Annotated in this window: 25 protein-coding genes; 5 read left to right on the top strand and 20 right to left on the bottom strand. The window is 46.4% G+C overall.

Annotation, left to right across the window (positions count from 1 at the left end):
• Nucleotides 1-43: 43 nt before the first annotated feature.
• A complete protein-coding gene (gene putP / locus SPIGRAPES_RS16325; protein WP_014271866.1) occupies nucleotides 44-1540 on the top strand; it encodes a sodium/proline symporter PutP in 1497 nt (498 codons plus the stop codon).
• Between the two features lie 106 nt (nucleotides 1541-1646).
• On the opposite strand, the gene SPIGRAPES_RS16320 is transcribed toward putP, so the two are convergent.
• The 5 genes from SPIGRAPES_RS16320 to SPIGRAPES_RS16300 are packed head-to-tail and all read right to left on the bottom strand — an operon-like array spanning nucleotide 1647 to nucleotide 5163.
• On the bottom strand, nucleotides 1647-2375 hold the full coding sequence (locus SPIGRAPES_RS16320; protein ID WP_014271865.1) for an MBL fold metallo-hydrolase: 729 nt from the start codon (nucleotides 2373-2375) through the stop codon (nucleotides 1647-1649).
• A 27-nt stretch (nucleotides 2376-2402) separates the two neighbouring features.
• The gene (locus tag SPIGRAPES_RS16315; RefSeq protein WP_014271864.1) at nucleotides 2403-2912 is read right to left on the bottom strand and encodes a GNAT family N-acetyltransferase; all 510 of its coding nucleotides are present in this window, start codon (nucleotides 2910-2912) and stop codon (nucleotides 2403-2405) included.
• A gap of 3 nt (nucleotides 2913-2915) precedes the next feature.
• Nucleotides 2916-3629 carry an MTAP family purine nucleoside phosphorylase gene (locus SPIGRAPES_RS16310; RefSeq protein ID WP_014271863.1) on the bottom strand — a complete coding sequence of 238 codons (714 nt, stop codon included), beginning with the start codon at nucleotides 3627-3629 and terminating at the stop codon, nucleotides 2916-2918.
• Nucleotides 3626-4654 (bottom strand): translation initiation factor eIF-2B alpha/beta/delta subunit family protein, encoded by a 1029-nt coding sequence (locus SPIGRAPES_RS16305; protein WP_014271862.1) that lies wholly within the window; start codon nucleotides 4652-4654, stop codon nucleotides 3626-3628. The genes SPIGRAPES_RS16310 and SPIGRAPES_RS16305 overlap by 4 nt, the downstream gene beginning before the upstream one ends.
• Entirely contained in the window at nucleotides 4654-5163 is a 510-nt protein-coding gene (locus tag SPIGRAPES_RS16300) for a nucleoside deaminase (RefSeq protein ID WP_014271861.1), read from the bottom strand. The genes SPIGRAPES_RS16305 and SPIGRAPES_RS16300 overlap by 1 nt, the downstream gene beginning before the upstream one ends.
• A 225-nt stretch (nucleotides 5164-5388) precedes the next feature.
• Between SPIGRAPES_RS16300 and SPIGRAPES_RS16295 the strand changes: the two genes are divergently transcribed.
• Nucleotides 5389-6660, top strand: a complete 1272-nt coding sequence (locus tag SPIGRAPES_RS16295) for an FKBP-type peptidyl-prolyl cis-trans isomerase N-terminal domain-containing protein (protein WP_014271860.1) — start codon at nucleotides 5389-5391, stop codon at nucleotides 6658-6660.
• A gap of 98 nt (nucleotides 6661-6758) precedes the next feature.
• Nucleotides 6759-7412, top strand: a complete 654-nt coding sequence (locus SPIGRAPES_RS16290; protein WP_014271859.1) for a GntR family transcriptional regulator — start codon at nucleotides 6759-6761, stop codon at nucleotides 7410-7412.
• Here the strand turns inward: SPIGRAPES_RS16290 and SPIGRAPES_RS16285 are convergent.
• Nucleotides 7387-7776 carry a NanQ anomerase/TabA/YiaL family protein gene (locus SPIGRAPES_RS16285; protein WP_014271858.1) on the bottom strand — a complete coding sequence of 130 codons (390 nt, stop codon included), beginning with the start codon at nucleotides 7774-7776 and terminating at the stop codon, nucleotides 7387-7389. The two genes, SPIGRAPES_RS16290 and SPIGRAPES_RS16285, sit on opposite strands and share 26 nt — an antisense overlap.
• Nucleotides 7776-8417, bottom strand: coding sequence for a cytidylate kinase-like family protein (locus SPIGRAPES_RS16280; RefSeq protein ID WP_014271857.1), 642 nt, complete (start codon nucleotides 8415-8417; stop codon nucleotides 7776-7778). Before SPIGRAPES_RS16280 ends, SPIGRAPES_RS16285 begins: the two co-directional genes overlap by 1 nt.
• A gap of 130 nt (nucleotides 8418-8547) precedes the next feature.
• On the opposite strand from SPIGRAPES_RS16280, the gene SPIGRAPES_RS16275 reads away from it, so the two are divergent.
• Entirely contained in the window at nucleotides 8548-9411 is an 864-nt protein-coding gene (locus SPIGRAPES_RS16275; protein WP_014271856.1) for an aldose epimerase family protein, read from the top strand.
• Nucleotides 9412-9417: 6 nt separating this feature from the next.
• Here the strand turns inward: SPIGRAPES_RS16275 and SPIGRAPES_RS16270 are convergent, their stop codons facing one another.
• Nucleotides 9418-11193 (bottom strand): cyclase family protein, encoded by a 1776-nt coding sequence (locus SPIGRAPES_RS16270; RefSeq protein ID WP_014271855.1) that lies wholly within the window; start codon nucleotides 11191-11193, stop codon nucleotides 9418-9420.
• Complete coding sequence (locus SPIGRAPES_RS16265; protein WP_014271854.1) at nucleotides 11193-11954, bottom strand: DNA-3-methyladenine glycosylase family protein; 762 nt, start codon at nucleotides 11952-11954, stop codon at nucleotides 11193-11195. The genes SPIGRAPES_RS16270 and SPIGRAPES_RS16265 overlap by 1 nt, the downstream gene beginning before the upstream one ends.
• A 301-nt stretch (nucleotides 11955-12255) precedes the next feature.
• On the opposite strand from SPIGRAPES_RS16265, the gene SPIGRAPES_RS16260 reads away from it, so the two are divergent.
• Nucleotides 12256-12948, top strand: coding sequence for a hypothetical protein (locus SPIGRAPES_RS16260; RefSeq protein ID WP_014271853.1), 693 nt, complete (start codon nucleotides 12256-12258; stop codon nucleotides 12946-12948).
• 12 nt (nucleotides 12949-12960) lie between these two features.
• Here the strand turns inward: SPIGRAPES_RS16260 and cysK are convergent, their stop codons facing one another.
• The 11 genes from cysK to SPIGRAPES_RS16205 form a co-directional block, all read right to left on the bottom strand.
• On the bottom strand, nucleotides 12961-13890 hold the full coding sequence (gene cysK / locus SPIGRAPES_RS16255; RefSeq protein ID WP_014271852.1) for a cysteine synthase A: 930 nt from the start codon (nucleotides 13888-13890) through the stop codon (nucleotides 12961-12963).
• Between the two features lie 106 nt (nucleotides 13891-13996).
• The gene (locus SPIGRAPES_RS16250) at nucleotides 13997-14413 is read right to left on the bottom strand and encodes an RrF2 family transcriptional regulator (RefSeq protein WP_014271851.1); all 417 of its coding nucleotides are present in this window, start codon (nucleotides 14411-14413) and stop codon (nucleotides 13997-13999) included.
• Nucleotides 14410-14817, bottom strand: coding sequence for an RrF2 family transcriptional regulator (locus SPIGRAPES_RS16245; RefSeq protein WP_014271850.1), 408 nt, complete (start codon nucleotides 14815-14817; stop codon nucleotides 14410-14412). Before SPIGRAPES_RS16245 ends, SPIGRAPES_RS16250 begins: the two co-directional genes overlap by 4 nt.
• Nucleotides 14818-14994: 177 nt before the next feature.
• The gene (locus tag SPIGRAPES_RS16240; protein WP_014271849.1) at nucleotides 14995-16767 is read right to left on the bottom strand and encodes a 5'-nucleotidase C-terminal domain-containing protein; all 1773 of its coding nucleotides are present in this window, start codon (nucleotides 16765-16767) and stop codon (nucleotides 14995-14997) included.
• A gap of 136 nt (nucleotides 16768-16903) precedes the next feature.
• Nucleotides 16904-18421 (bottom strand): DUF1846 domain-containing protein, encoded by a 1518-nt coding sequence (locus SPIGRAPES_RS16235; protein ID WP_014271848.1) that lies wholly within the window; start codon nucleotides 18419-18421, stop codon nucleotides 16904-16906.
• Between the two features lie 4 nt (nucleotides 18422-18425).
• The gene (locus SPIGRAPES_RS16230) at nucleotides 18426-18977 is read right to left on the bottom strand and encodes a DJ-1 family glyoxalase III (RefSeq protein WP_014271847.1); all 552 of its coding nucleotides are present in this window, start codon (nucleotides 18975-18977) and stop codon (nucleotides 18426-18428) included.
• Nucleotides 18978-18986: 9 nt separating this feature from the next.
• Nucleotides 18987-20063, bottom strand: a complete 1077-nt coding sequence (locus SPIGRAPES_RS16225; RefSeq protein WP_014271846.1) for a 3-deoxy-7-phosphoheptulonate synthase — start codon at nucleotides 20061-20063, stop codon at nucleotides 18987-18989.
• A 49-nt stretch (nucleotides 20064-20112) separates the two neighbouring features.
• Nucleotides 20113-21924, bottom strand: coding sequence for an AMP-binding protein (locus tag SPIGRAPES_RS16220; RefSeq protein WP_014271845.1), 1812 nt, complete (start codon nucleotides 21922-21924; stop codon nucleotides 20113-20115).
• Nucleotides 21921-22694 carry an MBL fold metallo-hydrolase gene (locus tag SPIGRAPES_RS16215; RefSeq protein ID WP_014271844.1) on the bottom strand — a complete coding sequence of 258 codons (774 nt, stop codon included), beginning with the start codon at nucleotides 22692-22694 and terminating at the stop codon, nucleotides 21921-21923. Before SPIGRAPES_RS16215 ends, SPIGRAPES_RS16220 begins: the two co-directional genes overlap by 4 nt.
• Nucleotides 22694-23029: an arsenate reductase family protein gene (locus tag SPIGRAPES_RS16210; protein ID WP_041384752.1), complete on the bottom strand. Its 336-nt coding sequence runs from the start codon at nucleotides 23027-23029 to the stop codon at nucleotides 22694-22696. Before SPIGRAPES_RS16210 ends, SPIGRAPES_RS16215 begins: the two co-directional genes overlap by 1 nt.
• Nucleotides 23030-23146: 117 nt before the next feature.
• Nucleotides 23147-25066 (bottom strand): AMP-dependent synthetase/ligase, encoded by a 1920-nt coding sequence (locus tag SPIGRAPES_RS16205; RefSeq protein WP_014271842.1) that lies wholly within the window; start codon nucleotides 25064-25066, stop codon nucleotides 23147-23149.
• Between the last annotated feature and the right edge of the window lie 86 nt (nucleotides 25067-25152).

Genomic DNA, 25152 nt, shown 5'->3' with positions numbered 1-25152 from the left:
CAGGTAATCTGAGACTACGTTTTTGTGCAGGGGAGACTTTTTTATGAACAGCAATAACTTGATTACGGCCTTGGCATTTGCATTGTACCTAGGTTCAATGATTGCCATTGGAATCTTTACGTACAAGAAAACAAATAGTACCAGCGATTATTTCCTCGGAGGCCGTTCTGTTGGCCCTTGGTTCACCGCGCTGAGTGCAGAAGCATCAGATATGTCAGGGTGGCTTTTGATGGGACTTCCCGGAGTTGCCTATTTTACCGGGCTCAAAGAAGCCTTCTGGACTGCAGCAGGCTTGATCCTCGGTACGTATCTGAACTGGTTCTTTGTAGCCAAGCGAATCCGCAAATATTCCATCCATGCAAAGGATGCCATAACCATCCCAGAGTTTCTTGCTAACCGCTTCCATGACAAAACCAATATACTGAAAACCATCAGTTCACTGTTGATTATCATTTTCTTTGTCGTGTATACCGCAAGCGGGTTCCTTGCTAGCGCAAAACTCTTCAATGCCGTTTTTGGCCTTAACTATTACCTGGCCTTGCTACTCGGGGTTGTCGTCATTTTAGGGTATACGCTGCTTGGAGGATACCTTGCGGTAGTAACAACCGATTTCTTCCAAGGCTCTTTGATGTTTGTGGCCTTGTTGCTAACAGCTGTCATTGGCACGATACTCTGTGGAGGTCCTTTCGAAGCGGTAACAAAGCTTGGTGATTTCGGGCAACAGTTTCTCAATCCGTTTGCCGCTACTCCCGGCACAAAGTTCGGGGCAATTGATATTATCTCCGCCCTATCCTGGGGCCTTGGCTACTTTGGTATGCCCCATATCCTTGTCAGGTTCATGTCGATAAGAAGCAATGAAGAAGTAAAGACCTCAAGACGCATAGCCATGGTCTGGGTTACCGTAGCAATGGCTGCTGCCTTGATCGTAGGGGTTATCGGAAAAATCTTTTTGCTTCCCATGGTATATGAAAGTCAGGGTGCAGCCGAAACCGTATTCATTGCCAGCATGCAAAAGATATTCCCGACCTTCATTGCAGGGATTTTCCTTTGTGCAATCCTGGCAGCCAGCATGAGTACCAGCGATAGCCAACTGCTTGTAGCAGCCTCTGCCTTCAGCAAGGATGTCTATAAGGCTTTTATTAGAAAGGATGCCTCTGACAAAGAGACGTTGGCTGTGAGCAGGATTACCGTACTTGTTATCGCGCTCATTGCAATATTCCTTGCCATGGATCCTTCCAGCTCGATTTTCGACATAGTCAGCTATGCCTGGGCCGGTTTCGGGGCAACCTTTGGACCTGTTATCATAGCCAGTCTGTTCTGGAGAAAAGCATCCAAAAACGGTGCTGTAGCGGCTATGGTCGGAGGATTCTGTACGGTAGTCCTGTGGAAACAGCTTTCCGGCGGCATCTTCGATATCTATGAGTTGCTCCCCGGCTTTATCGTTGCTACCCTGCTGATGATCATTTTCAGCTTGCTTGACAAACACCCAGACCAGGAAATGATTGCCGAGTTTGACAAATTCCAGGCTTTGGAAGACTAAGGGAAAACAAGAAAACGCATTCATTTTACAAAGAATAGCACTATACAGGCAATGGCTGTCACCGAGGTGGCAGCCATTGCTTTTTGATAAACCTGCAGACATTTTATCAATCCCCTGTAAACAAAGGCATTTTGCTTTCTTTGAGCGAATACAAGTGTTTTTTCAGCTTATCAGGGGAAAAGCTTTTCCCATGTGCAGGATAGATCCTATCAATGGGCAAGGTGAGTAATTCTTTCCATGTTGCATAGAAACGACTGGTGTCTGTGATGAAGGGAGGTGCATAGTGAGTACCTGCGAACTGCAGGAAATTGGCAGCGGCATCCCCGATAAACAAGGAACCATCGTTAGAAAGGAGACTGATGGAGTCTGGGGTATGTCCCGGGGTCGGGATTATCGTATAGTCAAGGAAAGGGACAGACCCCCGGGAAAAATCCAAGAGAAGGTCGTGGGGGCCTGCAAAGTAAGGGGGGAAGGTCAATGTCCAGTTTTTATCGAACTTCTTATACACCGAGGTAAGGGTTTGCATGGATTTGGAGCACCATCTGCCTCCATATTCTTTTGCATTATATCCTTTCGAGACAAGATGGGCACACAAAGCATGCATGATAACCACAAGGTCCGGGTTTTCTTTTGCCAGAAACGAAACGAGGCCTGAATGGTCATCATGATGATGGGTAAGCAGAAGATAGCGGATATCACCTATGCTTATCCCAGCATCACCCATTTGCCTCAAAAAGAGATCTTTGTCATAGGCGTATCCTGTATCGATCAACATATTTCCGTTTTCATTTTCGAGATAATAACAATTGGTCTTGCTTAGGGTGATTTGCGTCATATGTTTTTCTCTCCCTCACCTATGGGGTCAGTCAATAAGAAGAACCATGGTTATTCCATCATAAAAAACACCGTTGATCTGAAGCAGACGCTTTACCTTACCCTCCTCGACAAAACCGAATCGCTTGTAAAGGGCTATTGCGCGGACATTGTCTGCGCGTACCGTCAGGCTAAGTTTTCTTAAACCCGTTTCACTGTTTCTGGCCCATTGCACCAGATTGGAGAGCAACAAGGTTCCAACTCCCTTGTTCCAATAGGCTTTCAGAACCGAAATACCGATTTCCCCACCATGGCAGATACGCTGACGTGAGCTCGTATCACAACCTGCACTGCCAACCAGGACATTTCCCTCGAAGGCAAGCAACTGGATGTTGTTCTTCGATCCCTGTTTATGTTGCAGGTAGGCTTCTTCCTGCCCCAAGGAAAAGGGAAGCCCCTTTTCGTCGGTCACAAGATTATCACTCTCGCCTCCCACAGTAGCCATGAAAGGGAGAATCAAGGCTGCATCTTCCTTTGTAGCCTCCCGAACAGTAATCATGGGCTACCTCCTTGTCAGTACCTGGGTACAGAGTCTAGTCATTTTTGAACGGAGCTGTTTGATCATAGCATCTCCGATGAACGCAACTTCGCTTCCTTCTACCCCGGCAGCCCAGTTAATGCTATAGGCGAGGGCTGCAAAGCGAAGACCTGCCTCAACAGCGAGGGAAGCTTCCGTTGCACAGGTCATTCCCACGTAATCAGCCCCGAGTATTCTGTAGGAGCGTATCTCTGCAGGGGTCTCAAGGCGAGGACCATTGGTACAGCAATATATTCCGCCACGAACCAAGGAAGGGTCCTCCTGGAGCAAGGCCTCAGTGAGTGCAGGGTCAAACACCCTGTCCATGGAGACATGCCTGACTTGCTCGCTACCCCCTGTGAAGAAGGTGTGTTGCCGACCGCCTCCGGTTACATCAATAAAATCAGAGATGGTTCCGATCTGCTCAGGCTTGAGCAAATCGGTGATTGATCCGACGGCATAGATTCCGATAGCCTCATCGACCCCAAGGGATACGAGGGCTTTGATATTTGCACGGTAGTTGATCAAATGGGGGGGAACCGAATGCTCAGATCCATGGCGGGGAAGAAAAACCAGGGAAGCGTCCTTCCCTGTCCCGACAAAGAGTTCAACATCCCCGTATTGGGTGGCAACCATTGTTTTTTCTGACTGGAGACCAGGCAGGGTATCGACCCCGGTTCCTCCGATAATTGCTTTCATAGATAGGCTCCTGACAAGGCATCCGGGGTAAGGATTCCTTTGGGGGTAATGATTCCCGTTACTAAAGATGGGGGGATACTGTCGAACGAGGGATACAATGCAGGGATCGCCTCATCTGTTATCAGGTGCCCCATGCAGTGGATTACCTCTTTGCCATCCCTCATTTCCATATGCAGATCGCCTGAATTCCGTTTCGAAGGATCGGGTGAAATACTGAATGAATAGTAGGGGACGTTGTAATAGGCACAGGCAATTGCATTGGCCAAGGTACCTGTCTTGTTAACTACCGTACCGTCCATACAGACTACATCGGAAGCAGTCATGTAACAACCAACTTTCCCCTTCGACAGAAAATTGGCTCCCATGCCGTCGGTTATCAAGCTGACAGGTATTCCCATTTCCCGAAGGCTCGGAGCTGTCAGGCGCGCTCCTTGTAGATAGGGACGGGTCTCAGAGGCCAATACCGAAACAGTCTTTCCCTCTTGCTGTGCATAGGCAAGGCTCAAGAGAAACGTATGCTCGGCAAAGCAGGTAGTCAAGACGGTTTCACCGTCTTTGAGCAGGGAGGCCCCTTTCTTTCCCATTGCATGGTAAATCGCATCATACTGCTGTTCGTTTTCCAGAACCAAGGCATCGATAGCCTGGACCACAGAATGCAGATCGCCTCCCTGCCCAAACAGGAGGGAAATCTCACCGAGCATCTTTTCAAGTACCCTTGCCATGGTGGTATTCGTTGGCCGGGCAGCGATCAACTGGGCTGCGCTTCCCTTAAATGTCTCAAAACCTGCAGGAAGCGTTCCCCTCTCCATCCTATGGGCACAATAGGAAAGTGTGGTAAAGGCGACTTGGAGAGGACCTCCCCCCTGGGTGACCATCTGTGTAAGGGCTATTGCTATGTCCCTTACGGATGAGCATGCTACAAAGGTTTTGGCAAGCGGAAAAGTTCGCCTGTCCCCGATAAAGAAAGTATCACCGTCGAACCTGCAGATATTTTCTTTTTGCAGGACATAGGGTAGTTTGACCATCAGTTATTCCAAAATCCTATATGGTCTTCGATAATTGCCCTTACAAGGGCCTCGTCATCGACAGGACCTACCACTTCAAGGTCTTTCTGTCCATGGGAAAGTACCGAAACCGCGGGAAGGTCAAAGGTAGGATTCTGGTCATCACTGCCGGTCAGGGAGAGCAGTTGGGACTCGGTTATGCCAAAAACCAGGCGCCGAACGTTGGTCCAGTACATGGCTCCGCTACACATTACGCAAGGCTCTGCACTCGTATACAGACTGCACGTAGAAAGAAATTCAGGGCTATATTTTTTTCCTGCTTTCAGCATCAAGGCAGTCTCTGCGTGCATGGCAGGGCCTCCCTCATTGTGATCATTTCCTTGTTCTATAAGAATGTTCCCGTCTTTGTCGGCAAGCAAAGCACCAAAGGGGTGGTTTCCTGCCTCTTTTGCCTCATGGGCAATGCGAACGGTCTCATATAAGAGACGAATGTCGTCGGATGTAGCATTTTTCTGGGTAATAACTGGCATTTCTTAATCCTCTTTTCCGTACAATACCATGCAAAATGTAACTTTTCAACAACAACATAAAGTACATAAAAATACAAAATCAAGGATATCTGGTTTACCTGCTAGCATTTATAGAGGTAAAATCGGAAGTATTGAAAAATCAGTCATTGACGATTGGCCAAAGAGAACTTAAAGTAATGTATGTATAGGCAGAACTCTATTGTCACTAAAAATAAAGGAATAAACATGAACAGAAGTAAATTTGTCAAGTTTGCCATGGTGCTCGTTATCATGACACTCATGGTACCTATGTTATTTGCAGCAGGAATGAAAGAAACAGCAAAAGGTGCTGTGACTGGAAGAATTATCTCAGTTGAAAATACCGAAACAAACCCAATTATTACCGTACGCACCTTAGGGGGCGAACGCATTGCATACACTACCGACAGCAAGACTGTAAGCAGTTTTCCTGTCTCATCCTTGACCATTGGAGACTATATCGAGACTGTGGCATCAGGAACTGTTGCCCAGAACATCAGATACATCAATCCCCTGGTAAGCCTTAAGATCAAGGACATCACCATCAGCAGCTCAATGCTGGAGGTTCCCGAAGGCCTTATCGAGCGTTTCAGCTACACCTACGGGTACCTGCTGCTCCAGTCCTTTGCAAACCAGAATCTCTTTTTCAATGGCGGCTATTACGTAAAGGGAGCAATGGATGGCCTTGTGAGCGCAGAGCAGAAGGTTCCTGGCTACTATTCGCTCGATGAACTGTATGCCAACATTGATGCCTATCAGAATACAATCTGGAATGAAGGCAAAGGCGTTACCGGTTACGGCAAGCGCTATACAAACCTCGAGGAAATCAGAAACCTTCCTTTGAGTGAAGACCTTACCGATGCATTCAGCTATACCTATGGCTACCTGCTTACCTACAACATGCTTCAGCAGGGAATCGAGCTCAATGGTGATTTCTATATTGCCGGTATCCTTGATTTTGCCTTTGAGAACTCCACATTGCTTACCGATGAAGAGATGCAGAGTGCCTTCAATGAATATCAGCAGAAACTCGAAAAGGAATATTCTGCCTGGGCTGAAACAGCAAAAGTAGAAAACCTTGCCAAAGCAGACCAATATCTTGAGGAAAACAAGACCAACGAGGGAGTGATCACGACGGCCAGCGGATTGCAGTATCAGGTGCAGGTTGCTTCCGACGGTCCCAAACCCGTTGCAACTGATACCGTTGAGGTAAATTACCAGCTGCAGATGGCTGATGGTACCATAATCGAAAGTTCATATGACAATGGGGCAACAGCGCACTTCGGGGTAACCCAGGTTATTCCTGGTTTCCAGGAAGCTCTGCTTACCATGAATACCGGAAGTGTCATCAGATGTTGGATTCATCCTTCCTTGGGATATGGTGAAGATGGAACTCAGAACATTGCACCGAATGCCCTTCTTGTTTTCGACATTGAACTGGTTGGTATCGATCCTCCAGGGGCAACCGTCGCCAATTAATAGAGTATCTACGAAGACCGATCAAAGGCTGTGCACTGAAAATGCACAGCCTTTTTCTACTTCTCAGGGTCTGATTCTTTGGTTATACTGTGAAAACTATGCATGATGTGAAAAGCAGATCCCTCATCGATACGATTTACCAGAACCTGAAGAACGATATCCTCCAGGAGAAACTCGCAAAAGGGGAAAAACTCTCAGAGAACACCCTTGCACAGGAATTTCATTGCTCAAGGACCCCCGTACGGGAATCCTTGAAACGCCTTGAACAGGATGGTTTTATCGTGATCGTCCCCCATAGCGGAAGCTATGTAAAGGATTCAACCAAAAACGAATATCAGCAATTGACCGAGGTAAGGGCCTATCTCGAAGCCCTTGCCATACGCTTGGATTGCCACAATCGCGTTTCTGCCCAACAGTTGGAAGAGTTACTCGATGAGATGGATACAATAGGGGAAAGCGGTACCATAGATATCCAGCTGTTCAACACCCTTCATTACCGTTTCCATTACAATCTCGTGCACCTTGCAAATAATCAATTGCTGGACCAGATGTGGGGAAGACTCAATCTCAATGAATCGGTTTTAATGTCGTATCAGGGCCTCAGCAAGGCTGGGATAAAGAAAACCCAGACAGAACATCGCCGTCTCATACAAGCCATAAAGAACGGCAATGCAAAAGACGGCGAAAAGTGTATGTTGTTACACCTCTGGAGAAAAAGGGAACAATTTAGAGCCGAGGCCCAGAAAGGGTAAAAATTACTTTTTTCACGGTGCCGGGAGAGCCATTCTGCAATGCACTTTTATACTGGTCTCCCTTCGAAAAGAGAATAAAACGCCCGACGGTCGCCATGGCAACCACTGAAGGGTTTCCTTCTTCTTCCAGGGCAATCACCTCTTCTCCCTCCAGAATGATATGCATACAATCAGAAAAGGCTGCCTGAATCGGTGCATCACTCTTCGTAACATACGTTTCTACTGTGTAATCGATACCATCGACACAATGAGAACCATCACCATCCTCGTAGGGCAGGCTCCTGTCCATAATATCAATAATCGTCTCAATCGAGGGATAGAGTTTCTGATACCACTCCAATTTATCCAAAACATCAAAAAGCATTAGATACCCTGTCCCTTATGTTCTGCCAAGGCCTTCCCAAAAGCAATGATCTGATCGGCACATCCGTCGATACCGATTTTACTGCTGTCAAGGCTCAAGTCGTACGTGCGGCACATACCCCACTTCCTGTCACTGTAATAATTATAGAAATTTGCACGCTGCTTGTCAGCCTTGAGACAGACATCCTCAGCCTTATGCTCATCAACCTGGTAGACTTTGATAGCCCTTTCCACCCTGCTTTCGAGTGAAGCATGGATAAAGACATTGAGTACGTTTTCCCGCTCACGCAGAATGTAGTCCGCACAACGCCCTACGATTACACAGGAACCTGTTTCCGCAAGTTTCTTTATAGTCTTGCACTGGATAAGGAACAATTGGTCATTAAGTGGCATTTCCGTTACACCGAGAGCCCCACTGGCCATCGGGTAATTCCCCATTACCAGAGAATAAAATATACTGCTCGTTGCCTTTTCATCGGCATTTGCAAACAAAGCTTCACTCAATCCGCTTTCCTGGGCACTGAGTGCTATGAGCTCCTTATCATAAAACGGAATACCAAGTTTCTTTGCAAGGGTCCTACCTACCTGTCTTCCTCCGCTTCCGAACTGTCTGCCGATAGTATACACTAGGTTATTTTCCATATGCAGGTTCCTCCATTGCCTATAGTATAGCATATTCTCCTAATTCGTGGAAAACCAGATAGGGATACTTGTGTCTCTGCTAAATTGTTTCTATTATTTCAGAACATTGTTTCATTAATTTGGAGGTACTATGATTTTCTTGCAGAACGAGACCTTTTCCATGGAAATATCCACCCTCGGTGCGGAACCGCAATCGTTGAAAAATACGAAATCAAACCTGGAATATATCTGGAATGGTAATAAAGAATACTGGTTCAGGCATGCACCGCTCCTGTTCCCTATGACCGGTCCTACGAAGGACAATATGATTTCTGTAGAGGATACCCTCTATCCCATGCCCAATAACGGGTTTGCGCGGGACTTGGAATTCACAGTACTGGAACATGACGATACCCATGCGGTATTCATGCTTTCTGACAGCGCCAAGACCCGTTCGATGTACCCTTTCGGTTTTACCTTGACAGTGACCTACACACTCCTTGCAGATGGCTATACGGCAAAAGCTGAAATCTTTGCAAAGGACGACCTGTATTTTACCTTTGGCTGGCATCCTGCCTTCAACCTCGATATAAACGGGGAAGGCACCCCACTCGAGCAGTACTATGTCTGCTTCGAACAAAAGGAACAAGTCGACAGGAATTATCCTTCAAATGGAGTCTTCATCACCGAGAAAAACTTTTTGGATGCCAAAGATTTTTTTGACCTTTCCCGTAGTGAAACCGCAAAAGGACCTATTATCCTGGAAAACCTGAAGTCACCAAAAGTGACACTCCGATGCAAAACAGGAGACCATGGGGTTACGGTAACCAGAGGTGATATGGCAACGTTCGTAATCTGGACCTGTGCTCCAAAGCAAGCCCAATATCTTTGTCTTGAACCCATGCGGTCGTTTGGGGACACCACTCGTCCTTTGGAGCTCAAAAAGATGAAAGAAGCCGAATTCCTTGAAAAAGGAACAACCAGGGTTTTCGAAAACTCATTTTTCGTATTCTAGGATCCTTTACACGAAGTACGAAGCGACAACCCTGGCAGGGCAACCATCACTATTTTTTACAAAAAGGGGAAGTGCGACAAGGTCGACGCATCGTCCTGCCAGGGATTGCAGATTGCAGAGATTTTCAATGATCAGGCCTTCCGATTCAAGAATTTGCCGGTGAATCGGCAGGTCGGTGCTTTCCATTTTGTCACAACTTGCACAGTCAAACCCAAACAGGACAACCCCCCGTTCCTGGAGAAAGAGTATCGCATTCTTGCTGCAAAGGGGAGGATCTTCACGGTAGGCAGCAGTACCCCAGAAATGTTCCCAGCCAGTTGAAAACACGACACACGTCACCCCAAAGGGTACCTCTTCAACAAGAGCGCGGTCTATCCTCTCCCTATTTCGGCAATCAAGTACATAGGCCTTGGCAGAGAAGGACCCGACAGGATAGCTATCGAGAGTCCTACCCTGCTCCAATATATGATTGGGGCTGTCGATATGGGTCCCACTGTGGGTGCCCAGTTGCAATCGTTTCACCCTGTAGTGGTTTTTCTCCATCGTAGCGACAGCCTCAATAGAGGTATCAGGGTCATCAACAAACACAGGGGGAGCGTTTTCCAGTAATCGGGTAAGGTCGACATACTTTTGTATTGGACGCAGTTTGCCGTTCTCATAGAGCTGGTGGGAGAAGGCCTTCCGGGCAGTTTCAACAAGGGTTTTCCTCATTTCGTCCAAGGTAAGGGAATCGAGGCCAAGCTGGGAAAGTGGTGCATAGAGGCGGTACAGGAGGTTGTTTGCAGCAGCTTCACTCGTACGCTCGATACTTGCAAACCTGTCACGAGCCTGAAGCCAGGAAAAAAAGGAATCCACAGAGGCACTAATCATAGAGCTAGCCAGGGATACAGCTTTTTCACGCTCAGGAAAACTACACGGCAAATCTGCAAGGGTAACCAGTCGTTTCCCCTCGAGGTCCTTTACCGCTGGCTCGATATCCGCTGGATTTGCAAGATCGATATACAGAGTAGGATGCAAGGCTTGGGCTGCACAGACGGTATATTCCAACCCTTTGGTTGCGCTGATAACCACCGTTACCTTTGGAAAATAGGAGAATCGCTCTCTGTAGAGAGCCCGTTGGGCCCCACGGGGCACTAATAGGTCGGCTTTCTCCAAATCCCGGATTGTCATGGTCAAGGAAACGTTATGGTCGAGAAGCTCCTGGGAAACCAAACGTGCAAGCTCGCTGCTGCCAATGACCAACACCGGAAGGGAGTCTAACGAGCCATAGGCGTCCTGCAATATGTTCCGTACTGCTATTGCTACCGTTTTATCAGCAACACCTAATTTGAGGGAACTCTGGACCTTTTTGGCCAGGGTAACTGCACTCTTGAACAACTGTTCAAGAACTGCAGAAGTACATCCACAGAGACGGGAACGTTCAATAGCTTCCCGAAGCTGGCTGATAATCTGGTCCTCCCCGAACAACGGTGAATGGAGGCCACATGCCAACTCATAGAGATAGGTAACGCACCCAGGACCCTCTTTTGCGTAGGAATACTGTTTCCAAGCGAGGGGAGACAGGCCAAGGTCCCTGCATAGGGGCTCATAGGTAGAGGTCTTGCTCTCCAACGTCCAGAGTTCTATCCGGTCGCAAGTACAGAGCAAAACGGTCGCTTCACTTTTTGTTTGTTTCCTGATTTTAACCGTTGCGTCGCATAATTGTTTTTCAGTAAAGGAAAAAACCTTTCGTTCCGAAGGTGATACCTGGTCAAATCGGATACCATTTATGGTGATGCGCATTATTCGCACCCCACTGTTCTTGCATAATGGAAGAGGTATTGCTGGGCAAGTGCAGCATATGGTGAAAAAAGAGCACTGTCCTGGGTTGGGTACCATCTCGCCATCGCTTTCTTCATCCAAGTATCCATAGGGAATGCTTCCATCCTATGAAAACCGTACAGAAGGATGCAGGAACCTACCTTAGGCCCAACCCCTTTGATTGTCATCAATACAGATAGAGCATCATCAAAGGGGAGCGACTTGATATCATCAAGCAAATAGCTCTTTTCAATGGCGTCAACAATATAGGGAGAACGGAATCCAACGCCAAGTGAGCGAAGTTCGCTCTCACCTACCCCTGCCAACTGGTCGGGAGTCGGAAATGAAAACCGGCCTTTGCCTACCTCTGTCCCAAAGTTGATGGAAAGCTTTTCATACAGCATGGTAATTCGCTTAATGGAATTATTCTGGCTTAAGATGAAACCGATGAGTACTTCCCAGGGATCCTGGTTCAGTATATGGAGCCCTTTGGCATAGGCAATTGCTTCACTCATAGGATGGTCCAAAGTGATCAAATGACGGTTGGCTGAAGCATAGTCAAAGTCCATGTCGAAGTAATGGTATAAAAAGGCATCTTCCTTACACTGGTCGATACATGTATCTTGCCGTAGCTGAACAAGCCTCCCTTTCAGCACAGCACTAAAAGTTTCGCCATGTTGGAGCCAAGCGAAGCTTTGACCGCAAAACAGGGTTGTCTGCAGATTGATTACAGAATTTTCCATACAGGTACTCTACCAACTTGTTTTCCCTCTGGCAAGCAACCGGAAGCACTCCCCAATCGGGGGATGGAAAAATCTGTCATGTATCGCAATCGTCCCTCTTGAAAAAGGATTTTGGAAAGGTAACCGGGAAAAATCCTCAAAATCCTTATTACTGAAGAATTTCTCTGTCTGAATCTGGGAAAACACTAATAAATGGTATTATTTCGTCATTTTTTGACGCAATTTTATCAATTTCTGATATTTCAGATAGCTATTTCCTAGCTCTAGGGGTATTCTTCACTAGGAGGAAAAGACCGTACGTATGAATAGCCTCAAATCTACTGGCCCCTCTTGGACTACAAGAATCATAGGGACAGCCAATGAATCTGAACGAATTGAGCGAATCATTGGTAGGTATGCCCATTTTGTATACACAAAAAAGAATATCCTTGATACGTTTCTCTTGGAAGAAATCTATGAGATTGGTGAAACACTACTTTCCCTTTCTCTCTCAAAACAGGATTTTCCACAACCCTACAGCTTTGGTGAATTGTATCTTGCTGAACATTCGCTTTTGCAGAAAAAGTTCAATGCCTGTGAGTACCCGCTTCAATGCAGAGTCCTGGACGTCGCAGAGGAGTATAAGAAAGCAAAGGGACTGTATGCACTCATAGCGATTGACTGGGAGTCAGGCATCTCGCAACTACTTTCCATTTCGTCGGATACAGGACGACTGAAAATGGAAGCCGAAGGTTTTCTCTCCGATCCTCTTCTAGAAAACATGGTCGACCGGCACCTGGAAGGAACGTTGGCAAGCCTGCTTGACCGATCAAGGGAAATCGTCAAGACCGAAAAAAACACCGAAAACACGGGGCTTTATGCAGTCCGTTGTTCCGATGCTTTTTTTGTAAACAATCTTTTTTCTTTTTTCCTCGATGCCAAGTTCACTATCTTATCAGGGAAAAACCTTGATGAATTCGGGCACCATCTGCCTGAATTCATCACTATTGCATAGAAAGTGCAAGAATCAGAGATCTGAAAACAACCAGGTGGAAAGGTAGCGTTCCCCGGTATCAGGGAGAAGAACTACTATTGTTTTACCTTCATTCTCTTTTTTCCTGGAATACGTGAGAGCAGCCTCCAAGGCAGCCCCGGAAGAAATCCCAACAAGCAGACCCTCCATCTTTGCTGCCTGCCGGGCTGTTTCTCCGGCTTTGGCATCCTCTGAGGTATAGATATCATCAATCACCGAGCGGTCCAAGACATCGGGAACAAAACCTGCCCCAATCCCCTGAATCTTGTGTGGCCCTCCATGCCCTTGGCTGAGCATAGGGCTGGTAACCGGTTCTACCCCTACGATTTTGACAGTTGGGTTGACCTCTTTCAAATAACGCCCGACACCGGTAACTGTTCCTCCCGTGCCGATGCCTGCAATGAAAATATCGACGTCATGCCCTGCATCTTCCCAGATTTCCGGACCGGTTGTCTGGTAATGCACCTTTGGATTGTCAGGGTTGGAGAACTGCGAGGGGATGAAGGAATTGGGAGTCTGGGCAGCAATTTCAGCAGCTTTCGCTATCGCACCCTTCATTCCCAGAGAACCATCGGTGAGAACCAGTTCAGCACCAAGGGCTGCCATAAGTTTTCTTCGCTCGATACTCATCGTCTCTGGCATTGTAATAATAAGACGATATCCTTTAACCGCGGCTACAAAGGCAAGGCCTACCCCGGTATTTCCACTGGTAGGCTCGACTAGGACAGACCCCTTCTTGAGTTTACCGCTTTCCTCTGCACCGGTGATCATAGCAAAGGCAATTCGGTCCTTGACGCTGGAAAGAGGATTGAAACTCTCAACTTTTGCCAGAATGGTTGCGTATCCATCATTTAAGCGATTAATGCGCACCAACGGTGTTTTTCCAATTTTCTCGGTAATGTCAGTATATATGTGGGAATCCATACGATTGCTCCTTTATTTAATCCTTAGTAAAGTTATGGGTTTAATAGTATTTAAAACTAAACACTCTGTCAACCCAAACCCAATTATGTTCTGTATTGTAAAAAACCTAAATCGAATACGAGAAAGGAACTGAACGGACAATATCGGAAAGGGTCATCCCCTTGAAGATCTGAGCTAGGTGTTCATCCAAAGGCTGGTAGAAATGGGTATGGAGGCAACGTCTTATGGCAGTATCGGCATCTGCGGGAGGTTCGGAAAAATCTAAACCACCTTCCAAGAGACTGAGGACATCGTATACAACAATCTCTGAGGGATCATTCTTAAGCAAATACCCTCCGCCTGAGCCCTTGGTCGAAATCAAGAAACCCGCACGGGTAAGCAACAAGGCTACCTGCTGGAGATATTTTTCACTCAGGTCCTGCCTGCAGGCAACCTGGGAGAGGGCGATAGGCCGGTTGCAGTCATTCTCTGCCAGATCGACGAGTAAGCGTAATCCATACCGTCCTCGAGTTGAGATTTTCATATACCTCCTCCCTGTTCAGACTCCACAAGGTTGGAAGCTAACGACTCAATGGTAATATTTTGAGCAAAATGATTGACCTCATCCCTGAACAGATCCCAGGTAGAGAAGGTCTTGCAAGTATCAGAGCGGACACAACCATCACAGGGAACCGGATGGAAATCCCCCTCGCTTGCATTTAAAACTTCTAGACACGTAATACCCTTTCTGGCAATTCTGTATCCTCCCTGCACCCCGCGTTCGGCAATTACAAGACCTGCCCGTTTGAGGGGTATCATCAACTGTTCAAGATAACCGCTGGAAATTCCTGTTGCCTCGCTGACGGAACGAATACTGCAACTGTCTTTACAGGTAACCAGATACACCATTGTCTCAAGAGAATATCGACCTTTTGTGGAAAACTTCATATCTTGAAGTTATCAGCATGAATTGCAATGGTCAAGGGACATTTGATGACAAAATACATACAATCGGTATAATAATAATTGCTTCTGACAACAACCATTGCATAATTTACCATAAAAAGCAAAAATAAATACCAGGCTGGCAAATAAAGCCAACCTGGCAATTTCCAAAACGATGGATTAAAGCACTTTTTTAGAACGAAGGTCGTCTGCATTCAATGGTTCGATATTCGGGGTCCTTCCGTCCTCACTGGTAGGAAGCTTGATTTTTCCTTCACGTACCATCGCATAGATTTTCTCTGCGTCCTTATCGGTAAGGGGAGCTCCGATGATCTTCCAGTTGTTGTCGCACTTGGGCATGATAGTACCTTGCTTGACCACATAGTCACTGATAATGTCACGAATGGCCAGACCACTATTGTAGACAAGGTCTTCACTCTTGTTGCTGATCATACCGCTTGAGGAAAGACCGCCGTAGCGGTAATTATTCAAGGCAAGAACCAGAACCTGTGAATCAGAAAGAGGCTTTCCTTTATACATGACATTGCAAATCCTCTGCCCGACAGGCTTGGAAATATCAATATCATAGGTTACGCCCTGGAACATATCATAGTTATACATTCTGATCTTGGAATTGAAGGAAATTGTGACATCACCCTTCTTATACTGGTTGAAGAATGCCCCTGCCTGGTTTTCCATAATTGCCTTCAGCTGTTTTCCGGTAACCCTGACTGCCATCAACGTGTTGTCATACTTATAGATCTTTACCCCGTCGCGTTTTCTGAAATCACCTTTGGGGAGGTCACTCGTTGCATCAAAGAGAGCAGCAAGGGAAACATCAGCCCCTGTGGCTTCCATCTGGACATTGTTGATCAAATCAATCATTGCAGTATCCTGCACGATTGCAGTGGGGATTCCCTCAATATTTTTCCAGTATAGGGAAGGTAGGAAATCGGCTCCAACCTTACCGACAGCTGTGTTGGCGATCATACGGCTCTTCTCGTCGATTCCTTTGAATTCAGTAAGGAAAGCAGGATCGGCTGCAATCTTTTGACCTTTTACCGGAATGACAGAGCCTTTCACCTCTTCAATCAGCCACTTTCCGCCCGATACTCTCTGTAACAGCTTTATTTCGACCTTTCCAACACTAGAACCCTTGCTTCCCGGTTCAACGATAAATGAACCATTTTTCTGCTCTTCGGCAAGAGTTGAATGGGCATGCCCGATAAGGAAAGCAGAAATCCTATCGCCATATTTGGCTGCAATCTCCCGCATTCCTTCCGTATCGTACTCACCATCCTCACCATAATGGACCAAGGCTATGATTACATCAGCCTTTCCTTCCAGCTCCTTGAGAATCTTGGCAGTCTCATCCATGGGAGTTGTGAACGTCATATTATTGAAATGTGAAGGATCAGAAGCTTCCCAGCGGGTGATATGAGGAGGAGCAAGCCCCATGATTGCAACTCTCACCCCATTGACTCTCTTAATCATATAAGGTTCGGCAAACCGGGTACCATCGGCCTTATAGATATTTCCACCCAATACAGTTGCATTGACTGAGGCAATCAACCTCTGCAGATTCTCGAATTCGAAATTGAATTCATGGTTTCCCAATTGCCAGGCATCATATCCAAGGAAATTGAGAGCCCTTGCTACAGGATGGACCGTATCGAAACGGAATTCCTGTATCATATTGTCCTGGGAAGTGTCTCCATTATCGACTAGTAGAAGATTCGGATCCTTGGCCCTTTCCTGCTTGATAACAGTTGCAACCTTTGCCCAGCCTTGGTCCAAGGGAGAGTCTGTCGCATAATCCCAGGGAGCAAAAGTCCCATGCATATCACTGGTTTCAAGTATCGTAACGGTAACTTCGTTTTGCCCAGTTGCAAAAAGCGGAGTAACAATAAGACACAATGCCAAAATGAACAGAAGAGCAATGTTTCTTTTCATGAATTATCCTCCTAGCAAACATTAGCTGCACAAAAAAGGCAGGCCCTTATATCCTATCCCTCAAAAAGAGGGATAGCAAGGGAAACATTAATAATCGCTAGGAGAAATACCTTGAAGTAAAAACAGCAAGCCCTGCCTAAGCAGGGTTATAGAGATTTGCAGTTGGGAACCGGGGGTCGCTTGTCACATTGACAGCTAGCTTCCTCAGCCCGGAAGAGTCCCCAGCTGACGGGATATGGGTCATATGGACCTCGCACCCCTTGAGCAAAGGAAGCATATCCACAGCCTTTTGTACATCTGCTGAAATAGCTCCACTCATGGCAAGGCAAATAAGTACTTCATCCAAATTGAGGCTCACTCCCCTGCCGCGAAGGATATCACGTTTCATCGAGGTAACCGCCTTCACGATTGAAGGGGAGATTAAATCTACGCTATGGTCGATGCCTGCCAGGATTTTCACTGCATTGAGTATCAAAGCCGAAGAAGCATGGAGCAAGGATGAGTTGCAGCCGGTTACGATTCTTCCATCTTGCAATTGGAGTGCAGCCGCACAGACTATCCCGTTGAGCCCTTTATTCCTTTCCAGTCCTCTTGCAAGGGCTTTTTCGGAAGCAGGGACAACCGGCCTGTCATTGAAGGAAAGGTTTGCACTTTCCATGATAGAAAGACAGCGTTCCTCCGTATCCTTGGTTCCGATGCCCTGGATATACGCACAGGCAGCGCTAAAATACCTGCGAATAATTTCCTGCTCGCCAGCTCTCCTTACGACCTGATCATCGATAATGCCAAAGGCACACCTGTTTACCCCCATGTCAGTCGGACTTTTATAGATGCAAGGTTTACCGGTGATTTTTTCCAATATCCGCCTGAGCAAAGGATAAGCTTCAAGATCCCTTGAATAGTTTACCGTAATTGCATTGTAGGCACTGACATGGAAATGGTCTATCAGATTGATATCCCCGATATCGGCGGTTGCCGATTCATAGGCAATATTTACTGGATGGTTGATGGGAAGATTCCAGATAGGGAAAGTCTCAAACTTTGCATACCCGCTATGTCGTTTCGAACGGTAGTCGTGATACATCTGAGAAAGACAGGTACCCAGTTTTCCTGAACCTGGGCCGGGAGCCGTCACGATGACTACAGGGCGCTCGGTTTCAATATACGGGTTGGCCCCGTAGCCTTCATCACTGACGATCAAATCGACATCATTGGGATAGCCACGGGTAGGCTTGTGGGTATAAACAGTAATACCTCTTTGTTCAAGGATTTGCTTAAAATGCACTGCCCCGTTCTGGCCTTCAAAGCGGGTAATGACAACCCGGCTTACAGTCAGTCCCCACTTCGAGAAATCATCTATCATCTTGAATACATCAGTATCATAGGTAATGCCGAAATCACTTCGCATTTTCCTGCGTTCAATATCGCCGGCATGAATACAGATAATTACATCAATCTGGTCACGAAGTGACTGGAATACCCTCATTTTAACGTTGGGGTCAAAACCGGGCAGCACCCTCGAGGCATGGTAGTCATATAACAACTTACCACCGCATTCAAGATAGAGTTTTCCTTCACTCTGCTTCACCCTCTCAAGGATGAAATGTCTCTGTTCCTCAAGATATTTCTCGTTGTCAAACCCTATCTCTGCCACAATCTTACACTCCTTGGAATAATACCTGCCTGGAAAGTTTCCCAGCGGTTACCGAATCAAACAATTTTGCAATTATTGCAAGCGAAAACTCCATTGCACATCCAGCGCCTTGGGCTGTGACCAGATTTCTGTCTGTAACGACCTTCTCGGAGGAAAAAACCAGCCCCGGACATTCTTTCTCGGTACCCGGATACCCAGTGACCGTATGGTTGTCGAGCAAGCCTGTCTTCCCAAGGACTACGGCAGTAGCTGCACAGATTGAGGCTACCACACCCTTTTCGGCAGTCTGGATGCATTTCTCCAAAACCAGAAAAGACGAAGCAAGGTTCTTTGACCCAAGGGAGCCCCCTGGGCAAACCACGCAGTCATACGTCTGTTTGCAATCGGAAAGCAGGGCATCGCAAGTGACCTCGAGCTTGTGGGAACCTATAATAGTCAGGTTATCAAGACCGGCTACCGTAACGTTTGCACCACTTCTGCGAAGCATATCAATCGGGGTAATAGCCTCGATTTCCTCGAACCCGTTAGCAAGAATAACCAAAACAGAAGGAACCATATACACCTCCTACAACGGCATCGATTGGCCGTCACCCTGAAAAGAGCGATGAAGCATCTCACAGGAGCGAATCAATATACGTTCAGTCTCATCCCATCCCAGACACCCATCGGTTATAGAAACCCCATATTTGAGGTCCGAAAGGTCAGAGGGAATCTTCTGGCTTCCACAAATCAGATTGCTTTCGAGCATAAAGCCTTTTATAGCCTTCTCTCCCCAGCATACCTGGTCTACGACAGAGCGGAGTACCCGTTTCTGACGGTCATAGTTTTTACGGGAATTGGCATGGCTGCAATCGATGATGATTGCAGGGTTCAAGTCAGATTTGATCATCATATTGCGGGCACTTTCAACATCATCCTCATAATAGTTAGGACTGTTGTCTCCGCCACGGAGAATCAAATGACAGCAATCATTTCCAGTCGTCCTGAAAATGGTACTTGCCCCGCTTCTGTCCATACCGATGAAGGAAGCAGGGTTATAGGCACACTGGATTGCGTTGATTGCATTGCTTAGGTCGCCACTGGTACTGTTCTTAAACCCTACGGCTACACTGAGACCACTTGCAAGGTTACGATGGATCTGACTTTCGGTGGTCCTGGCCCCGATAGAGGACCAACTCATCAACTCGTCGATATACTGGGGTATGATGGGGTCAAGGACTTCACAGCCGACTGGCATCCCTATCGAAACGATATCCAGTAGCAGGGAACGGGCAATGGCAATCCCGCTCCCGATATCATAGGACCCATCCATGTTCGGATCAAGAATCAATCCTTTCCATCCGAGGACAGTCCGGGGTTTCTCAAAATAGGTCCGCATGACTATGTACATTTCGTCCTTGACCTTTTCTGCAAGGTCTTTCAACCTATGTGCATACTCAAGGGCCGCTTTACGGTCATGCAAGGAACAGGGACCGACAATGGCGAGCAGCCGGTGGTCCCTTCCCTTGATTATGTCATTCACTACTTGCCGTGAAAGATTGATTGAGCTGGCAATCTCCTCACTTACCGGGAACTTTTTGATGAGTTCATCCGGGGTAGCGAGAGATTCTGTTTTCCTGATTCTGATATCAACATTAGACATAGTATTCCCTTTGTCAGTGGTATATCATAACCGAAAAGAAGGCTCAACCCTATTTCTTGTCCTTCGTAGAATCATTGGGTTTTCTTGAATAGAGAAACCGTTTGATTTTCTGGGTAGGAGTTCGCTGGAAAGGTTCATCCTGCAACTCCACAGAACTGATCCTACTGAAAGCACTGAGCTCTTTATTAACCTCTTCACGCAGTTTCGACAAATATTTCATTGCCTCGGTACGTGCATCATTGACATCCAAAGCCATTTTCTGTGCAAAGGAATCGATATCCAACTTTACCAAGGCGATAAGGCCACCCTCTTCCGGGACAACCAAGGATTCTGTTACAAAACCCTGGTTGTTTAAGACTGCCTCGATATTCTCAGGATAAATATTCTCTCCACCTGAGCCAAGGATCATTGTCTTGGTACGGCCTTTGATTGCCAAACGGTTTTTCTTGTCCAGGGTACCCAGGTCCCCGGTACGGAAGTAACCGTCTTCGGTAAAACATTCCGCATTCAACGTTGGATTATTAAAATAGCCCTGCATTACATTGGGTCCCTTGACGAGAATTTCACCAACCCCGGTCACAGGGTCTGCATTGTCAAGTTTTACCGAAACATGTTCTACCAGTTTACCAATTATTCCGATCTTATGGTCTTTGGCGTCGGAACCAGCGATCAAGGGGGCTGTCTCAGTCAATCCATACCCGATACCATAGGGAAAACGGGCCTCATAGAGGAATTTTTCGACTTCCGCATCCAAAGGAGCTCCGCCGATACCAAAGAATTTTAGTTTTCCGCCGAACGTCAATTCAAGTTTCCTTCCGATAATCCTAGATATAAACCTGCGTGAAATGCCCCATTTCAGCCAGGTCTTTAGTTTTTGGTTATCCCTGAACACGGGCAAGACAGCACTACGGTAGACTTTTTCAATCAAGAGAGGGACGGTCATCACAACCGTAGGCCGTATGCTCTTGAGAGCCGGAAGCAGGACGCTTGGGGCAGGTGCTTTGCCTAGATAATAAATCTCCATTCCATTCATAATTTGCAATAACTGACCGGTTGTAAACTCATACACATGGCTAACCGGAAGAATGGAAAGGGCCTTTTGCCAAGGCTTGAAGTTCACATAATGCTTAGCGGAAATGTCTGCATTCCAGACAAGGTTTTTATGCGATAGCATAACCCCTTTACTGTTACCGGTTGTTCCGCTGGTATAAATAAGTGAAGCCAGGTCATCTTCCTTGGGAAGGTTTGCCGCACGCATTTCCAGCGCTTTCTTTGTCATTTTATGTCTGGTAATATCACGTCCGGGAGCCGCTGCAAACTGCGTCTTATCCTCGAGCTGGGAACTGATCGGGTCAGGAATATGAAACAAGTCTTCCATTCGAACCAAAAATTGGGGATTTTCTTTGACAAAGGGGATGACTTTCTCAAAATGCTTGGTATTTACAATGATTCCCTTTGCCCCACACTGCTGTAAAATCGAACAGACTTCCTTGCCGGAAAAATCAGGAAGGACGGGAACAGCGACACAACCTACCCCGGTAATCCCAAAATAGGCGATCAACCAGGTCGGACAACTTTCTCCCAGGATAGCAATTTTATCCCCGTGCACAAAACCATTTTCAAGCAATGAAATACCAATACTATCCTTCATGGTCTTCAACTGCGAGTAGGTAACTATGCTCTCGTCATCCCCATAGGTCCTGAGGGCTACCCGTTTAGAATTGCGACTCGCAGAGCAATCGACCACTGCATTCATCGTATATTCATATACGGTTATCATTTTCAACCCATCTGGTCTCTGCAGTTTCTTAATGCGCTTAAACGACCATTTTTTTTCTTTTGCCACTTTTGGTTTGCTCATAGTTGCTCCACATTTCCCCCATAACATTTGCCTTTTTCACAGACGGTGAAGGGAACCGAAAGGTTCTGTCCTGCAAAATCTTCAAGCAATGAGGGATTATTGTTTATATCCGATAGATGGATGAAATAGACATGCTGACCGTGAAACCTGCTTGAACCTAGAAATTCGATTGCCTGGTTATTGGAGAGATGGCCGAACTCACCGCTGACCCTCTTTTTAAGAAAAAAAGGATAAGGACCTGAATTCAGCATTTTCTCATCATAGTTTGCTTCCAAAAAAAGGACATCGGCCTCCGTCGCAAAGGCACATTGCTGAGACGAAAAACAACCGGTGTCAGTGAGAATCATCATTTTCTTGTTATCCAAGCCAATATTCCAGCCAACCGATCCACCGCTGTCATGGCTTGTCAAGAAACAACCAAGGGTAAAGGGACCTATGGTGAAAGGCACATCAGCCTTCACGGACCTCAGGCAATGTTGGGGAATGGAAAGTCTGGAAAGGGCCTCGGCTTCTTTTTCCTGAGCCACTTCATGTATGTAGATGGGAATGCCAAACTTACGGGCTATCGTCCCGAGTCCCTTGGCATGGTCAGGATGCAGATGGGTAACACAGACACCTGCAATAGAAGAAAACTCTATACCGAAAGAAGATAGTCTCCTACCCAGTTCAACGACACTATACCCTTGATCAACAAGGATTGAAGTCGTGCCATCACTGAAAACATAACTGTTTCCATTTGAACCTGTACCAAGGACTGCGTATTGCACCATTAGGCTTGTCCCCATTCCGACAGGGTATCGAGATTAAAGCCAACGCAGACTTTTCCTTTGTTACGGAGAATCGGGGTCTTTAGCAACTGGGGGTGCTCGACCAATTCCTCGCGAATAGAAAACTCACGGAACGTATATCCATTCTTGATATAGAAGGGAGAGGATGTGTCGATCAAAGATTCTGGCTCTGTTGCAGAAAAAATAGCATTCCACTCTCCGATGGAAAGTTCACGCTGGGAAAGGTCAACAAACTGGAAACAAAAGGAACGTTCCTTGCAGGCTCGCAAGGCTTTCGAGGTCTCTTTACATTTCTTTGTCCCAATTATTTGTATCATGTGTTCCCCTGTGGCTATCAATATAGTATAGGACACAGGGGAAAAAAGCAACATTCTTGACAAAAAGGTAGGCATCTGTCGAGCATAAATAAAGCTAGTTAGTATTTACTATCAATTTTAGCTTACAAATAGCTGGTCTATCTCATTTTTATAGATTCTATTTATTTCGAAACGCTTCAATTCTTGCTTTGCGCTGAGTTCTTTGCCAATCTCGAAGGGCTTTGTGATGATCGCAAACCGCAAGATATGCTCAAAGTTTTTGAACCCGTGCTTGGAATTTATGATTTCGTTTATCCGCTCAGCTATCAGTTCATTGACTTCCTTCATTTTTGAAAGGCTATCTGAGAGATAGGGAATATGTTGCTCTGTAAGGTATTCCTCAACCAGTTTCTTGTTGAGAACTACCAAGGCCCCAAGGTACTTCATGTCCTGACCTACGACAACAGCTTGCTCAATCATCTCACATTCGCAAAGCTTAGCCTCGATCGGAACAGGTTCAAGGTTTTCACCACCAGAGAGTACGATGGTATCCTTAGCCCTTCCTGCAATCGAAAATTGGCCGTCATGGGTCCAGATTCCCAAGTCGCCGGTATTCAGCCAACCATCGGGGGACAATACTTTTGCAGTCAAATCAGGGCGTTTGTAATACCCTTTCATCACTTGCTTTCCACGCACCATCAACAGTCCCTTTACGCCGGGAGCTACACTGTTTCCATTCTCGTCAACAATTTTTACTTCAGTATTACCCAACGGGCTTACTGTCCGTTTGATTGAATGGTCAAAATATCTGACAGCAATAACCGGAGATGATTCTGTAAGCCCATAGCCATCAAGCAGTTTGATGCCGATGGAAGAGAAAAACCTATCGACACTTTCACTGAGAGAACCACCACCGCTCACGCCGGCCAGAAAATTCTTACCGAGTTTTTCCTTGACCTTTGCATAGACAAGATGATCACCAAGCTTATAGAGGGGGAACAACAGGACTGTCGGCAAAAATGACCGCAAAACATCTATAAAACGGTTTCGCTTTTTAAATGAAGGGACATCCCCAACCAAAAGATCCTTGTTTGTATCATAAAGGTTGGCAACCGAAACGAAAAACTTGAATAGCTTCTGGGAAACAGGGCTCTTGTTTTTCATGCTGCCAAAAACCCCAGCTTTGACCGCTTCCCAGATTCTGGGTACAGATCCCATCCAGTGGGGATTGACTGCCTGCAGATCTGCAAGCAAGATCGAACCAAGTGGTTTGGAATAGGCAATGGCTGAAGCCTGGCTTACGATGGTGTACTGGAGAATCCTCTCAAAAGAGTGCCAGACAGGCAATACGCTCAGCCATCTCTGCCCAGGTGCAAACCTGGTAATGATTTTGGGGAGTTCTTCAAGCTGGAAGGCAAAATTCTCATGCGTCAGGACAACGCCTTTTGGGTCACCGGTTGTCCCGCTGGTAAAGATTACCGTTGCGACTTCATCACCCCTTCCCTTCTTTCTTTCCTCGGCAATATGTCTTTTTTGTGCGGAATCGTTAAGCAGAAGGCGTCCTTCACTCAACAAATCGGAAAAAAGGAGCACTTCCACCCCAGCAGGAACTGCAGTATTTTCAAGACTCTCAAAAATGAATTCCTTGTCCATCACGATGAGATGCTTCAACAAAGGAAGCTTTTCTTTCAAGTTGAGAATTTTCCGCAACTGTACTGCATTTTCTACAAAACAATAGGCAGCCTCAGTGGTGGAAAGAATAAAACTGATTTCATAGGGCATTGCATCACGGCCACGGGGTACATCTGCAGCTCCAAGGGTGAGAATTGCAAGGTCTGTTACAAGCCATTCACTTCTATTATCACTTACAAGTCCAACCAGATCCCCGCGTTTGATACCGCGTCGGGAAAGAGAGGCTGCAAGCGCATCGACATCGGCAAATACCTGGGAATAGGGAATACTCTGGAAAATACCTTGCTTGTCCTTTACCATCTGGGCGGAGAACGAAGGATAGGTAGTTGCTATTGTTTCGAACATCTGGGGAATCGTAGTATACATATATATACCTCCAAAAGGGGCTATGTATATAATTAACATATTTTCACTTTTTGTCAATCTGTCAATATAAATATCTTTCAAACCCT

The sequence above is a fragment of the Sphaerochaeta pleomorpha str. Grapes genome (genome assembly GCF_000236685.1).
Lineage (GTDB): Bacteria > Spirochaetota > Spirochaetia > Sphaerochaetales > Sphaerochaetaceae > Sphaerochaeta > Sphaerochaeta pleomorpha.
The sequence above is the reverse complement of the archived record's forward strand: the minus strand, read 5'-3'. Positions and strand labels throughout refer to the sequence as shown.

What these genes read in the sequence shown, in the direction of transcription:
- SPIGRAPES_RS16285 (WP_014271858.1), bottom strand. Translation starts at nt 7,776, where the DNA reads ATGCTTTTTGATGTTTTGGATAAATTGGAGTGGTATCAGAAACTCTAT.
- SPIGRAPES_RS16310 (WP_014271863.1), bottom strand. Translation starts at nt 3,629, where the DNA reads ATGAAAGCAATTATCGGAGGAACCGGGGTCGATACCCTGCCTGGTCTC.
- SPIGRAPES_RS16290 (WP_014271859.1), top strand. Translation starts at nt 6,759, where the DNA reads ATGCATGATGTGAAAAGCAGATCCCTCATCGATACGATTTACCAGAAC.
- SPIGRAPES_RS16205 (WP_014271842.1), bottom strand. Translation starts at nt 25,066, where the DNA reads ATGTATACTACGATTCCCCAGATGTTCGAAACAATAGCAACTACCTAT.
- SPIGRAPES_RS16295 (WP_014271860.1), top strand. Translation starts at nt 5,389, where the DNA reads ATGAACAGAAGTAAATTTGTCAAGTTTGCCATGGTGCTCGTTATCATG.
- SPIGRAPES_RS16305 (WP_014271862.1), bottom strand. Translation starts at nt 4,654, where the DNA reads ATGGTCAAACTACCCTATGTCCTGCAAAAAGAAAATATCTGCAGGTTC.
- SPIGRAPES_RS16245 (WP_014271850.1), bottom strand. Translation starts at nt 14,817, where the DNA reads ATGAAGTTTTCCACAAAAGGTCGATATTCTCTTGAGACAATGGTGTAT.
- putP (WP_014271866.1), top strand. Translation starts at nt 44, where the DNA reads ATGAACAGCAATAACTTGATTACGGCCTTGGCATTTGCATTGTACCTA.
- SPIGRAPES_RS16260 (WP_014271853.1), top strand. Translation starts at nt 12,256, where the DNA reads ATGAATAGCCTCAAATCTACTGGCCCCTCTTGGACTACAAGAATCATA.
- SPIGRAPES_RS16320 (WP_014271865.1), bottom strand. Translation starts at nt 2,375, where the DNA reads ATGACGCAAATCACCCTAAGCAAGACCAATTGTTATTATCTCGAAAAT.
- SPIGRAPES_RS16315 (WP_014271864.1), bottom strand. Translation starts at nt 2,912, where the DNA reads ATGATTACTGTTCGGGAGGCTACAAAGGAAGATGCAGCCTTGATTCTC.
- SPIGRAPES_RS16230 (WP_014271847.1), bottom strand. Translation starts at nt 18,977, where the DNA reads ATGGTTCCTTCTGTTTTGGTTATTCTTGCTAACGGGTTCGAGGAAATC.
- SPIGRAPES_RS16250 (WP_014271851.1), bottom strand. Translation starts at nt 14,413, where the DNA reads ATGAAAATCTCAACTCGAGGACGGTATGGATTACGCTTACTCGTCGAT.
- cysK (WP_014271852.1), bottom strand. Translation starts at nt 13,890, where the DNA reads ATGGATTCCCACATATATACTGACATTACCGAGAAAATTGGAAAAACA.
- SPIGRAPES_RS16270 (WP_014271855.1), bottom strand. Translation starts at nt 11,193, where the DNA reads ATGCGCATCACCATAAATGGTATCCGATTTGACCAGGTATCACCTTCG.
- SPIGRAPES_RS16240 (WP_014271849.1), bottom strand. Translation starts at nt 16,767, where the DNA reads ATGAAAAGAAACATTGCTCTTCTGTTCATTTTGGCATTGTGTCTTATT.
- SPIGRAPES_RS16300 (WP_014271861.1), bottom strand. Translation starts at nt 5,163, where the DNA reads ATGCCAGTTATTACCCAGAAAAATGCTACATCCGACGACATTCGTCTC.
- SPIGRAPES_RS16275 (WP_014271856.1), top strand. Translation starts at nt 8,548, where the DNA reads ATGATTTTCTTGCAGAACGAGACCTTTTCCATGGAAATATCCACCCTC.
- SPIGRAPES_RS16210 (WP_041384752.1), bottom strand. Translation starts at nt 23,029, where the DNA reads ATGATACAAATAATTGGGACAAAGAAATGTAAAGAGACCTCGAAAGCC.
- SPIGRAPES_RS16215 (WP_014271844.1), bottom strand. Translation starts at nt 22,694, where the DNA reads ATGGTGCAATACGCAGTCCTTGGTACAGGTTCAAATGGAAACAGTTAT.
- SPIGRAPES_RS16265 (WP_014271854.1), bottom strand. Translation starts at nt 11,954, where the DNA reads ATGGAAAATTCTGTAATCAATCTGCAGACAACCCTGTTTTGCGGTCAA.
- SPIGRAPES_RS16220 (WP_014271845.1), bottom strand. Translation starts at nt 21,924, where the DNA reads ATGAGCAAACCAAAAGTGGCAAAAGAAAAAAAATGGTCGTTTAAGCGC.
- SPIGRAPES_RS16280 (WP_014271857.1), bottom strand. Translation starts at nt 8,417, where the DNA reads ATGGAAAATAACCTAGTGTATACTATCGGCAGACAGTTCGGAAGCGGA.
- SPIGRAPES_RS16225 (WP_014271846.1), bottom strand. Translation starts at nt 20,063, where the DNA reads ATGTCTAATGTTGATATCAGAATCAGGAAAACAGAATCTCTCGCTACC.